Genomic DNA, 12285 nt, shown 5'->3' on the forward strand with positions numbered 1-12285 from the left:
GATGGCGCCTCAGCGCGCGGCGGCCGTGCGCGTCGTCGCGAGCTTGCGGTTCGCGCAGGTCTCCTTGAATTCCGGCGTGGCACGCATTTCCTTCGAGAAGCGCTTCGATGCGACGCTGCCATCGCGGCACACACGGTCCAGTTCGGCCTGCGCGTCACGGTTGCCTGCGTGCGATGCGTGGGCCAGCACGCGCAGTGCGTGGATGGGCAATGCGGCCGGCATGCTCGTCGACGAGGTCGCTGCTTCGGTCTTGGGTGCGGATGTGGCCGGCTTGCTTGGCTCGTTCACCGGCAGCGTGCGGCCTGTGCCCGCCGATGTGGGCAGTCGCTCGACCGCGGTGAAGTCGCCGCTCTTGCCTGCGCGTTCGACCATCTGGCGATAGCTGTCCATCATTCGCGAAGTGTCCTTGGGCGTCAGGTCTTTGGCGGGCTTTGCGAGGTAGGCGGCGACTTCGGGCGGCAGCGCGGCGTTCACTGCGCTGAATTCGGGCCCTGCGGTCCGCGTCCCGAACTGCGCGGCATGCGCCGCGTCGTCGCCCAGCGCCGCCGCACCTTTGCCCGCAACTCCCGCCACGCCGGTCGCGCTCTCCGCCGCGACGGCGCCCGCGCCGACCGCCGCGCCCTTGCCGGCCGTACCGGCCGCCTTGCCTGCGGTCGCAGCCTTGCCAGCTGCCTTGCCGAGCAGGCCCAGGAAGGCATGCGCCGGCACGGCGGCGCCGGCCGTCAGCGCGGCGCAGAGGACAAGTGCTGCCCAGCCCGGGCGCGACGATCGATGGCGTTGAGGTGTCTGCATGCCGCGATGCTAAGCGCTGGTCTTTGCGCGCCGGGTCGCATGCAGGCGCAACCGCGCGGCATACTGCGCGCCTCCGAGAATTTTTCCGAACGGAACACCCAATACCGCTATGGCAGGCTTGAAACCGGGCGCACCGACGCCGCAATCGATCACCGTGCACGGCCAGTCGCGCGTGCTCGAAGTGGGCTTCTCGGACGGCGCGACCTTTCGCATTCCGTTCGAGCTGATGCGCATCTACTCGCCGTCGGCCGAAGTGCAGGGCCACGGCCCGGGCCAGGAAGTGCTGCAGACGGGCAAGCGCGATGTCGAGCTCGCCGGCCTCGCGCCCGTCGGCAACTACGCCGTGCAGCCGACCTTCAGCGATGGCCACGACACCGGCATCTACTCGTGGGACCTGCTCTACGAACTCGGCGCGAACCAGGCCGACCTGTGGGCGCAGTACGAGCGCCGGCTCGCCGAGGCGGGCGTCGATCGCGATGCACCGATGATCGACAAGGGCGGGTCTTCGTGCAGCAGCCACTGATGCTTTCAAATCTTGCGGTGCTACTGAAACGATAGCTCTGCAGGTAGCAAGGACGCGCGTTGCGGCGCCTCTTCGTTTGAAGAAAAAGCAACAAATGCCCGCCGTGGGTGCGGGGTCGTCGGCTTGATGTGTAGGCTTCCGGCCTAACATCGGTTGCATGAGTACAACCCACTTCGGCTTCGAGAAAGTCGACGAAAGCGAGAAGGCGCAACGTGTCCGCGGCGTCTTCGATTCGGTGGCCTCGCGCTACGACGTCATGAACGACCTGATGTCGGTGGGCTTGCATCGCGCGTGGAAGGCCTACACCGTGATGGTGGCGAACGTGGGCGAAGGCTCGCGCGTGCTCGACATCGCAGGTGGCACCGGCGACCTCGCGCTCGCGTTCTCGAAGAAGGTCGGTGCCACCGGCCAGGTGGTTCACACCGACATCAACGAAGCCATGCTGAGCACCGGCCGGGATCGCCTGCTCGATGCCGGCGTTGCACTGCCCACGCTGGTTTGCGATGCCGAGAAGCTGCCGTTTCCCGATGACCATTTCGACGTCGTGACCGTGGCTTTCGGCCTGCGCAACATGACACACAAGGACATCGCGCTCAAGGAAATGAACCGCGTGCTCAAGCCGCGCGGCAAGCTCCTGGTGCTCGAGTTCTCCAAGATCGCCAAGCCGCTCACCAAGGCCTACGACTGGTACTCCTTCAACGTGCTGCCGCGCCTTGGCAAGCTCGTGGCCGGCGACGACGCGAGCTATCGCTACCTGGCCGAATCCATCCGCATGCATCCCTCGCAAGAGGAGCTCAAGACCCTCATGAAAGAGGGCGGTTTCGGACATGTGGACTATCACAACATGACGGGTGGCATCGCTGCCCTGCATGTTGGAATCAAGTGTTGATGAAGCGAAATTTTTCGCTCTAGAGGAGACGACATGAAAAGTTTGGGTTCTTTGTTTCTGGCAGCTGCGCTGGTGCTCGTGAGCGTGCAGGCCGACGCCGCCCGTGTGGGTGGTGGCAAGTCCATCGGCCGCCAATCGTCCAACGTGACGCAGCGCCAGTCCACGCCGCCCGCTGCACCTGCGCAGCAGAACGCGACCAACTCGGCTGCCAAGCCCGCAACGCCTGCGCCGGCAGCCGCTGCACCGAAGCGTCCCTGGGGCGCAATGCTCGGCGGTCTCGCCGCGGGCCTCGGCCTCGCATGGCTCGCGAGCTCGCTCGGCCTGGGCGCCGGCTTCGCCAACATCCTGCTGATCGGCCTGCTGATCTTCGCGGCGCTGGCCGTGTGGCGCATCTTCAAGGCGCGCTCGGCCGCTTCGGGTGGTGCCAATCGCCAGGGCGGATTCGCGTTCCAGGGCGCGGGCGCCAGTCCCTCCAACGCCAGCGCGCCGGCGCAGTACAGCCCGAACAACGTGGGCAACGATGCCTCGGCACGGCCATGGGAGCGTTCGGCCACGGCCTTCGACGCCACGCCGGCCGACGGTGATCGCCATGGCAGCAGCCTCTCTGCGGCAGGCGCCGCAGCTGGCGGCAGCATGATCGGCTCCGCGCTGGGCGGCTCGCAGTCCTGGGGCATTCCCGCGGGCTTCGATGTCGACGGTTTCCTCGGCGCCGCCAAGCGCAACTTCGTGACGCTGCAGGACGCATGGGACCGCGCCGACGTGTCGATGCTGCGCTCGATGATGACCGACGAGATGGTCGAGGAAATCCGTACGCAGTTGGCCGACCGCGCAAGCCACACCGGTGGCGCGTCGAACAAGACCGAAGTGGTGATGCTCGACGCCAAGCTGCTCGGCATCGAAGAACTGCCCGACGCCTACATGGCGAGCGTGGAGTTCTCCGGCATGATCCGCGAGGACGCCTCGGCGGGCCCGGGTCCGTTCCGCGAAGTGTGGAACATGACCAAGCCGACCAGTGGTGCCGGCGGCTGGCTGGTTGCCGGCGTGCAAGCGCTGCAGTAAACGGTCAGAGATGTTCGCGGCCGCCGCGCCGCGTACAGAAACGATAATGGGGACATGGCCACACCATCGTCCCCTTTTTCTTTTCTCGGCGACCTCTTCAACCGCATCGGCGAGCGTCTTCAGCCGCCGGACTGGGCGGTCCACGAGATCCAGCACCGCGCGGTCCTGTTCCTCAACCATGTGCTCCAGCAGGAGCCCGAGGCTCAGCAGCGGTTGCTGCGCCAACAGGGCAGGGTGGTGCGCTTCCAATGGCGCTTCGTGACGATGGAACTGGTCGCTACACCGGCCGGCCTGCTCGACCTGGCGCCCGCAGGCTCCACGCCTGAACTCACGCTGACCGTCACCGACGATTCCCCCTTCGAGATCGCCCGCGCCACGCTGCGCGGCGACAAGCCCTCGGTGCAGATCGTCGGCGACGTGCAACTGGCCGCCGAGGTCAACTGGCTGGTCGACCACGTGCGCTGGGACGTCGAGGACGACCTCGCGCGCGTGATCGGCGATGTGCCCGCACACACCCTGGGCAATGGCGTGCGGCGCGTGGTGACGGCGCTGCGCCAGTTCGTCGGCGACCGCACGGCCAAGGCTGGCGGTTCGGCGGGCAACGCCGAATGAGGCGCTTCTATCGCGGCCTGTTCATCGTCTGGGTCGCGCTGCGCTACGGCCTGGACGAGCTCGTGCTCACGAGCTTTCAGAAGCCCTGGCTGCGCGTGGTGGCACGCGTGGTTTCCATCGGACGCAACCTCGACGCGCCGCGCGGCCAGCGGCTTCGCGAGGCGCTCGAGCGCCTGGGGCCCATCTTCGTGAAGTTCGGCCAGGTGCTGTCGACACGGCGAGACCTGCTGCCGCCCGACATCGCCGACGAACTCGCCTTCTTGCAGGACCGCGTGCCGCCGTTCCCCTCGGCAGTGGCCATTGCCACCATCGAGCGCGCGTTCCGCCGGCCGGTCGGCGATGTGTTCGTGCAGTTCGACGAGACGCCGATCGCCAGCGCCTCGATCGCGCAGGTGCACTTCGCGACCATCCGCACCAACCAGGGCGAGATCCGCGACGTGGCGGTGAAGGTGCTGCGCCCGAGCATGCGCGGCGTGATCGAGAAGGACCTGGCGCTCATGGCCATGATGGCCGGCTGGGTCGAGAAACTTTCGCCCGACGGCAAGCGCCTGAAGCCGCGCGAGGTGGTCGGCGAGTTCGACAAGTACCTGCACGACGAGCTCGACCTGGTGCGCGAGGCTGCCAACGCGGCCCAGCTGCGCCGCAACATGACCGAGCTCGACCTGGTGCTGATCCCGGAGATGTTCTGGGACTTCTGCCACCCCGAGGTGATCGTGATGGAGCGCATGAATGGCGTGCCCATTGCCCAGCTCGACCGTCTGCGTGCCGCCGGCGTCGACATTCCCAAGCTTGCGCGCGACGGCGTCACGATCTTCTTCACCCAGGTGTTCCGCGACGGTTTCTTCCACGCCGACATGCACCCGGGCAACATCCAGGTGAGCCTGGCGCCCGAGACCTTCGGGCGCTACATCTCACTCGATTTCGGGATCATCGGCACGCTCACCGAGTCGGACAAGGAATACCTCGCGCAGAACTTCGTGGCCTTCTTCCGGCGCGACTACAAGCGCGTGGCCGAGCTGCACCTGGAAAGCGGCTGGGTGCCCGAGGGCACGCGCATCGACGAGCTGGAAGCGGCGATCCGCACCGTCTGCGAGCCGTACTTCGACCGGCCGCTGAAGGAAATCTCGTTGGGCATGGTGCTGATGCGCCTGTTCCAGACCTCGCGGCGCTTCCATGTGGAAATCCAGCCGCAGCTGGTGCTGCTGCAGAAGACGCTGCTCAACATCGAGGGTCTCGGCCGCCAGCTCGACCCCGAACTCGACCTCTGGCACACGGCCAAGCCCTTCCTCGAAAAGTGGATGGTTGACCAGATCGGGCCGAAGAAGCTGCTGCAGCAGCTGAAGGCCGAAGCGCCGCGCTACGCAAAATTGCTGCCGCAATTGCCTCGATTGCTGCACGATTTCCTGGAAAATCGGCCGCCCGATCACCGCCGCGAGCTGTTGGAGCTGCTGGCCGCGCAAAAGCGCACCAACAAGCTGCTCCAGACCATCATCTACGGTGGCATAGGTTTTGTATTGGGGTTGCTCGCCATGCAGTTGCTGGTGCGTGTGAAGTTGTTCTAGAGGAGATTCCCGTGCTGCTGACGTTGGTTGTCGTCTATCTGCTGGTCACCATCGCCATCGGGCTCTACGCCGCCAAGCGGGTGAAGAACACCACCGACTTCGCCATCGCGGGGCGGCACCTGCCGCTCTTCATGATCGTGACGACCACCTTCGCGACCTGGTTCGGGTCCGAAACGGTGCTCGGCATCCCGGCCAAGTTCATCGAGGGCGGGCTGAACGGCGTGGTCGAAGACCCGTTCGGCGCGGGCACCTGCCTGATCCTGGTGGGCCTGTTCTTCGCGGGCAAGCTGTACCGCATGACGCTGCTGACCATCAGCGACTACTACCGCGAGCGCTACGGCCGCAGTGTCGAGGTGGCCTGCACGCTCATCATCATGCTGAGCTACCTGGGCTGGGTCTCGGCGCAGGTCACGGCGCTCGGGCTGGTGTTCAACGTGCTCTCGGGCAATGCCATCAGCATTCCGCTGGGCATGGTGATCGGGGTGGTCTCGATCCTGGCCTACACGCTCTTTGGCGGCATGTGGTCGGTGGCTGTGACCGACTTCATCCAGATGATCATCCTGGTTGCGGGCCTGGCGATCATCGCCATGTTCGCCGGCAACATGGCCGGCGGCGCCGACAAGGTGGTGGCTTTCGCGGTCAGCAAGGACCTCTTCAAGTTCTGGCCCGAGCCCAACTGGCACGACATGGTGTTCTTCTTCGCGGCCGCCATCACGATGATGCTGGGCTCCATTCCGCAGCAGGACGTGTTCCAGCGCGTGATGTCGGCCAACAGCGTCAAGGCCGCCCAGCGCGGCCCGGTGATCGGCGGAGTGGCCTACATCCTGTTCGCCTTCGTGCCGATGTTCCTGGTGGCCAGCGCGCTCCTGATCATGCCGGACGAGGTGGCCGTGCTGCTGAAGGAAGATCCGCAGAAGGTGCTGCCCACGCTGGTGCTGCAGAAGATGCCATTCGTGATGCAGGTGCTGTTCTTCGGCGCGCTGCTGTCGGCCATCAAGTCGACCGCCTCGGCCACGCTCTTGGCGCCCAGCGTCACCTTCACCGAGAACATCTGGCGCCAGTTCCGCCCCGCGGGCACCGACCGCCAGAATCTGATGACCATGCGCATCACGGTGCTGCTGTTCAGCGTTGCCGTGCTGGCCTACGCCATCCGCATGCAGGGCACGCCGATCTACGAACTGGTTTCGGGCGCCTACCAGGTGCCGCTGGTGGGCGCCTTCGTGCCGCTGGTGTGCGGCCTGTACTGGCGCCGCGCCACCACGCAGGGGGCGGTTGCGTCGATCCTGCTGGGCATCGGCACCTGGCTGCTGTTCCTGGCAATGCCCTGGGGCGCCGTTTTTCCGGCCCAACTGGCGGGTGTTCTGGCTTCGTTCACCGGCATGGTGGCCGGCTCGCTGCTGCCGCAGTGGGTAGCGAACACTCACACGCCACACCGGCCGCTGGCCACCGAAGCGGCCTGAGAGCGCCCCCGGCAGCAGGGTGGGCCCTTATAATCGAGGGCTTTGCGAGCGGCAGCTGCGCCGCTTTTGGACCCTATTTCCCCATGCCCATCTACGCCTACAAGTGCAGCGCCTGCGGCTTTGCCAAGGACGCTTTGCAGAAGATGTCCGACGCGCCCCTCACGGTGTGCCCGGCGTGCGGCGCCAGCGCCTTCGAAAAGCAGGTCACGGCCGCCGGTTTCCAGCTCAAGGGATCGGGCTGGTACGTGACCGATTTCCGCGAAGGCGGCGGCAAGAAGGCCGAGCCGGCCACCGCCCCCGTGGCGAGCGAAGGCGCCAAGCCCGCCGAGTCTTCCTCCTCCAGCGCCGCCGCGCCGAGCTCCGCGCCCGCCCCGGCGCCTGCTCCCGCCCCGGCCCCCGCCGCCAAGAGCGCCGACTGAGACTCCGCCCATGCTCGCCCTGCGCAAATGGTTGTTCTCCGGCTTGCTGGTGATCGTTCCGCTGTTCATCACCCTGGCGGTGCTGAAGTGGATCATCGACACGCTGGACCAGACGCTGTGGGTGCTCCCGGCCGTCTGGCAGAAATGGCTGTTCGAGAACAACATCCGCGGCCTGGGCGTGCTGCTCACGCTGGCGATCCTGCTGGTGGTCGGCGCCATTGCGAGCAACTTCGTCGGCAAGCGCCTGCTGGGCTGGGGCGATGCGGTGGTGCGGCGCATTCCGGTCGTGCGCTCGATCTATTCGAGCGTCAAGCAGGTCTCGGATACGCTGTTCTCCGAGAACGGCAACGCCTTCCGCACCGCGGTGCTGATCCAGTGGCCGCGCGAGAACGTGTGGACCATCGCCTTCGTGACCGGCGCGCCCGGCAACGAGGTGGCCGAGCACCTGGGCACCGAGGAATTCCTCAGCGTCTACGTGCCGACCACGCCCAATCCCACGGGCGGCTACTTCGTCATGCTCCGCCGCAGCGACTGCGTCGAACTGAAGATGAGCGTGGACGAAGCGCTCAAGTACATCGTCTCGATGGGGGTGGTCGTTCCAGGCGGCCCCTCCACGGTGGCGATCAAGCCATCCAACTCATAAAAACGAACGCGCCACGACGGCGCCGGAAGTCATCCCTATGGCCATGCGTACTCACTATTGCGGTCTTGTGACCGAAGCCCTGTTGGGCCAGACCGTCACCCTGTGCGGGTGGGTCAACCGTCGCCGCGACCACGGCGGCGTGATCTTCATCGACGTGCGCGACCGCGAAGGCTACGTGCAGGTGGTGTGCGACCCCGATCGCGCCTCCACCTTCGCCGTGGCCGAGGGCCTGCGCAACGAGTTCTGCGTGCAGATCACCGGCCTCGTGCGCGCCCGTCCCGAAGGCACCGTGAACGACCAGCTCAAGAGCGGCAAGATCGAAGTGCTGTGCCACGAGCTCAAGGTGCTCAACCCGTCGGTCACGCCGCCGTTCCTGCTGGACGACGACAACCTCTCGGAAACCACCCGCCTCACGCACCGCGTGCTCGACCTGCGCCGCCCGGCCATGCAGCGCAACATGATGCTTCGCTACAAGGTGACGATGGAGACGCGCAAGTTCCTCGATGCCAACGGCTTCATCGACATCGAGACGCCGATGCTGGGCAAGTCCACGCCCGAAGGCGCGCGCGACTACTTGGTGCCCAGCCGCGTGCACGACGGCAGCTTCTTCGCGCTGCCGCAGTCGCCCCAGCTCTTCAAGCAGCTGCTGATGGTGGCCGGCTACGACCGCTACTACCAGATCGTGAAGTGCTTCCGCGACGAAGACCTGCGTGCCGACCGCCAGCCCGAATTCACGCAGATCGACATCGAGACCTCGTTCCTCGCCGAAGAAGAAATCCGCGAGATGTTCGAAGGGATGATCCGCAACGTGTTCCGCAACGCCGCGGGCATCGACCTGCCGGTGTTCCCGACCATGACGTACGGCGACGCGATGTTCAAGTACGGCTCGGACAAGCCTGACCTGCGCGTGAAGCTTGAATTCACCGAACTCACCGAGCTCATGAAGCGCGTGGAATTCAAGGTGTTCTCGAACGCCGCCACCATGGCCGGCGGCCGTGTCGTGGCGCTGCGCGTGCCGGGCGGCGGTGCCGAGGGCGGCTTGTCGCGCGGCGAGATCGACGCGTATCAAGAGTTCGTCAAGATCTACGGCGCCAAGGGCCTGGCCTACATCAAGGTGAACGACGCGCAAGCCGGCCGCGAAGGCCTGCAGAGCCCGATCGTGAAGAACCTGGACGACAACACGCTGGCCGAGATCATCGCCCGCACGGGCGCGCGCAACGGCGACATCCTGTTCTTCGGCGCCGACAAGGAAAAGATCGTCAATGACGCCATCGGCGCGCTGCGCGTGAAGATCGGCCACAGCGCCTTCGGCAAGAAGAGCGGCCTGTTCGACGACCGCTGGGCGCCGCTCTGGGTGGTCGACTTCCCGATGTTCGAGTTCGACGAGGAAGGCCAGCGCTGGAGCGCCGTGCACCACCCGTTCACCGCACCGAAGGACGGCCACGAAGACCTCATGGACACCGCCCCCGAGAAGTGCATCGCCAAGGCCTACGACATGGTGCTCAACGGCATCGAGATGGGCGGCGGCTCGGTGCGTATCCACCGCGAGGAAGTGCAGAGCAAGGTGTTCCGCGCGCTGAAGATCAGTGCCGAGGACGCGCAGCTCAAGTTCGGCTTCCTGCTGGACGCGCTGCAGTACGGCGCCCCGCCGCACGGCGGCATCGCCATCGGCCTGGACCGCCTGGTCATGCTGATGACCGGCGCCGAGTCGATCCGCGACGTGATCGCCTTCCCCAAGACCCAGCGCGCGCAAGACCTGCTGACGCAGGCGCCGAGCCCGGTCGACGAGAAGCAGCTGCGCGAACTGCACATCAAGCTGCGCAACACGCCCCAAGCGGCCTGATGCAGCCATGACGACCAGCACCCGGCCCTGGAAAATCCCGGAGTCGGTGCTGGTCGTGATCCACACGCCGGCACTCGATGTGCTGCTGATCCGGCGTGCGGATGCCGAGACCGACTTCTGGCAGTCGGTCACCGGCAGCAAGGACGCGGTCGACGAGCCGCTCGCGCTCACCGCCGCACGCGAGGTGGCCGAGGAAACCGGCATCGATTGCAGCGAGGGCACGCCGCTCGCCTCGCAACTGGTCGACTGGCAACTGCGCAACGTCTACGAGATCTACCCGCGCTGGCGTGCCCGCTACGAGCCCGGTGTCACGCACAACACCGAGCACCTGTTCAGCCTCTGCGTGCCCGATCGCCTGGCGCCCCGGCTCGATCCGCGCGAACACACCGATTGGAAATGGCTGCCGTACCACGAGGCCGCCGACCTGTGCTTTTCCCCGTCGAACGCCGAAGCCATTCTGTTGCTGCCAGAATTTGCGCGATGAACCAGCCGGTAGCCGCAACAGCAGCCAACAACCTCCGGGTCGCGACCTACAACATCCACAAGGGTGTGCAGGGCATCGGGCCCGCCCGGCGACTCGAGATCCACAACCTCGGCCACGCGATCGAGCAACTCGACGCCGACATCATTTGCCTGCAAGAGGTGCGCAAGATGAACCGGCAGGCCGCCGCCCGATTCGCGCGCTGGCCCGAGCTGCCGCAGGCCGACTTCCTCGCCCCCGAGGGCTACACCGCCGTCTATGAGACCAACGCCGTCACGCGCCATGGCGAGCATGGCAATGCGCTGCTCACGCGCTGGCCCGTGATCCGTACCGGCCACCAGGACATCTCCGACCACCGCTTCGAACAACGCGGGTTGCTGCACGTCGTGATGGAAGTCGAAGGGCAACCGGTGCATGCCATCGTGGTGCACCTGGGCCTCATCAAGGGCAGCCGTGTGCGGCAGATCGCGCGCCTGCGGGAATTCATCGACCGCGAAGTGCCGGCCGACGAGGCCGTGGTCGTGGCCGGCGATTTCAACGATTGGGGCGCGCGCATGCGCTATGCCATGAACGCGATGGGCCTGCGCGACGCCAGCGACCTGCGCGGCCCACGCACGCTCACCTACCCCTCGCGGCTGCCAGTGGCGCAGCTCGATTTCGTCTACGGCCGCAAGCTCGAGCCGCTGTCCTGCACCGTCCCGCGCGGCCCGATCTGGGCGCGGATGTCCGATCACCTCCCGCTGGTAGCTGACTTCACGCTACCTAATTGATAGCATTGTTCCGAGAAGGGACGGGCGTTGCAGCCCGAATGTCTTGGAGCCATTCACTGGTACGATCCCCGCCATGCTGAGGAAAACCGACGTCGAACCGCTCCCCGATCGAAAAGACGATGACGAGGGCACGCCCGTCTCCGTCAAGATCCGCGAGCGCCTGAATGCAGCGCGCAAGCGCTTCAATGCCAACGACAACATCGCCGAGTTCATCGAGCCCGGCGAACTGGAGTCGCTGCTCGACGAGGTCGAGGTCAAGATGAAGGCCGTGCTCGAGAGCCTCGTCATCGACGTGGAGAACGACCACAACACCGACAACACCGCGCGCCGCGTGGCCAAGATGTACCTGAACGAGGTGTTCCGCGGCCGCTACGTACCGCCACCCGCGCTCACCGAATTCCCCAATGCCGAGCACCTGAACGAGCTGATGATCGTCGGCCCGATCACCGTGCGCAGCGCCTGCTCGCACCATTTCTGCCCGATCATCGGCAAGCTCTGGATCGGCGTGATGCCCAACGAGCACACCAACGTGATCGGCCTGTCGAAATACGCGCGCCTGGCCGAATGGGTCATGGGCCGTCCGCAGATCCAGGAAGAGGCCGTGGTGCAGCTGGCCGACCTGATCCAGGAAAAGACGCAGCCCGACGGCCTTGCGCTCGTCATGGAAGCCGAGCACTTCTGCATGGCCTGGCGCGGCGTGAAGGAAATGGACAGCAAGATGATCAATTCCGTCATGCGCGGCGTATTCCTGAAAGACCCGAGCCTGCGCCGCGAATTCCTTTCCCTCCTGCCGAGAAAGAGCTGAACATGCTGGTCCGTCTTCTCTACGCGAGCCGCGCCGTCGACACCAGCCCCGCGGCCATCGAGGCGATCCTTGCGAAGTCGCGCACGCACAACCCGGCGTGCGGCATCACCGGCATCCTTTGCTACGGTGCCGGTACCTTCCTGCAAGCCATCGAGGGTGGGCGTGACGCCATCAGCGATCTGTACGGCCACATCCAGCGCGATGCGCGCCACAAGGACGTGGTGCTGCTGCACTACGAAGAAATCTCCGAGCGCCGTTTCGGCGGCTGGACGATGGGGCAGGTCAACCTCTCGAAGCTCAATGCCTCGACGCTGCTCAAGTATTCCGAGAAGCCCGAGCTCGACCCGTACAAGGTCTCGGGCAAGGTCTCGCTGGCGCTGCTCGAAGAGCTGATGGCCACCGCCGCCATCGTCGGCCGCCACTGATC

14 protein-coding genes are annotated in these 12285 nt (G+C 65.9%); 13 read left to right on the forward strand and 1 reads right to left on the reverse strand.

What is annotated here, in order from left to right:
* Positions 1 to 9 precede the first annotated feature (9 nt).
* A complete protein-coding gene (locus J2W23_RS09590) occupies positions 10 to 792 on the reverse strand; it encodes a hypothetical protein (protein WP_176659400.1) in 783 nt (260 codons plus the stop codon).
* 109 nt (positions 793 to 901) lie between these two features.
* Between J2W23_RS09590 and J2W23_RS09595 the strand changes: the two genes are divergently transcribed.
* From J2W23_RS09595 to J2W23_RS09655, 13 genes are all read left to right on the forward strand, one after another.
* The gene (locus J2W23_RS09595) at positions 902 to 1315 is read left to right on the forward strand and encodes a gamma-butyrobetaine hydroxylase-like domain-containing protein (protein WP_176659401.1); all 414 of its coding nucleotides are present in this window, start codon (positions 902 to 904) and stop codon (positions 1313 to 1315) included.
* Positions 1316 to 1472: 157 nt separating this feature from the next.
* A complete protein-coding gene (gene ubiE, locus J2W23_RS09600) occupies positions 1473 to 2204 on the forward strand; it encodes a bifunctional demethylmenaquinone methyltransferase/2-methoxy-6-polyprenyl-1,4-benzoquinol methylase UbiE (RefSeq protein WP_093438975.1) in 732 nt (243 codons plus the stop codon).
* 33 nt (positions 2205 to 2237) lie between these two features.
* Positions 2238 to 3263 carry a Tim44 domain-containing protein gene (locus tag J2W23_RS09605; protein WP_307648548.1) on the forward strand — a complete coding sequence of 342 codons (1026 nt, stop codon included), beginning with the start codon at positions 2238 to 2240 and terminating at the stop codon, positions 3261 to 3263.
* A 54-nt stretch (positions 3264 to 3317) separates the two neighbouring features.
* On the forward strand, positions 3318 to 3875 hold the full coding sequence (locus J2W23_RS09610; protein ID WP_176659403.1) for a ubiquinone biosynthesis accessory factor UbiJ: 558 nt from the start codon (positions 3318 to 3320) through the stop codon (positions 3873 to 3875).
* Positions 3872 to 5437 (forward strand): ubiquinone biosynthesis regulatory protein kinase UbiB, encoded by a 1566-nt coding sequence (gene ubiB / locus J2W23_RS09615; RefSeq protein WP_307648549.1) that lies wholly within the window; start codon positions 3872 to 3874, stop codon positions 5435 to 5437. The genes J2W23_RS09610 and ubiB overlap by 4 nt, the downstream gene beginning before the upstream one ends.
* Before the next feature lie 11 nt (positions 5438 to 5448).
* Positions 5449 to 6897, forward strand: coding sequence for a sodium:solute symporter family protein (locus tag J2W23_RS09620; RefSeq protein ID WP_176659405.1), 1449 nt, complete (start codon positions 5449 to 5451; stop codon positions 6895 to 6897).
* Positions 6898 to 6980: 83 nt separating this feature from the next.
* On the forward strand, positions 6981 to 7316 hold the full coding sequence (locus tag J2W23_RS09625) for an FmdB family zinc ribbon protein (RefSeq protein ID WP_176659406.1): 336 nt from the start codon (positions 6981 to 6983) through the stop codon (positions 7314 to 7316).
* A gap of 10 nt (positions 7317 to 7326) precedes the next feature.
* Positions 7327 to 7959 carry a DUF502 domain-containing protein gene (locus J2W23_RS09630; protein WP_176659407.1) on the forward strand — a complete coding sequence of 211 codons (633 nt, stop codon included), beginning with the start codon at positions 7327 to 7329 and terminating at the stop codon, positions 7957 to 7959.
* A 37-nt stretch (positions 7960 to 7996) separates the two neighbouring features.
* The gene (gene aspS, locus J2W23_RS09635; protein WP_307648550.1) at positions 7997 to 9802 is read left to right on the forward strand and encodes an aspartate--tRNA ligase; all 1806 of its coding nucleotides are present in this window, start codon (positions 7997 to 7999) and stop codon (positions 9800 to 9802) included.
* Between the two features lie 7 nt (positions 9803 to 9809).
* Positions 9810 to 10286, forward strand: a complete 477-nt coding sequence (gene nudB, locus J2W23_RS09640) for a dihydroneopterin triphosphate diphosphatase (protein ID WP_307648551.1) — start codon at positions 9810 to 9812, stop codon at positions 10284 to 10286.
* On the forward strand, positions 10283 to 11053 hold the full coding sequence (locus J2W23_RS09645) for an endonuclease/exonuclease/phosphatase family protein (RefSeq protein WP_176659410.1): 771 nt from the start codon (positions 10283 to 10285) through the stop codon (positions 11051 to 11053). The genes nudB and J2W23_RS09645 overlap by 4 nt, the downstream gene beginning before the upstream one ends.
* Positions 11054 to 11126: 73 nt before the next feature.
* Positions 11127 to 11858 carry a GTP cyclohydrolase I gene (gene folE, locus J2W23_RS09650; RefSeq protein ID WP_176659411.1) on the forward strand — a complete coding sequence of 244 codons (732 nt, stop codon included), beginning with the start codon at positions 11127 to 11129 and terminating at the stop codon, positions 11856 to 11858.
* Positions 11859 to 11860: 2 nt separating this feature from the next.
* Complete coding sequence (locus tag J2W23_RS09655) at positions 11861 to 12283, forward strand: BLUF domain-containing protein (protein ID WP_013543155.1); 423 nt, start codon at positions 11861 to 11863, stop codon at positions 12281 to 12283.
* Positions 12284 to 12285 lie beyond the last annotated feature (2 nt).

This window comes from Variovorax boronicumulans, from assembly GCF_030812215.1.
GTDB lineage: Bacteria > Pseudomonadota > Gammaproteobacteria > Burkholderiales > Burkholderiaceae_C > Variovorax > Variovorax boronicumulans_C.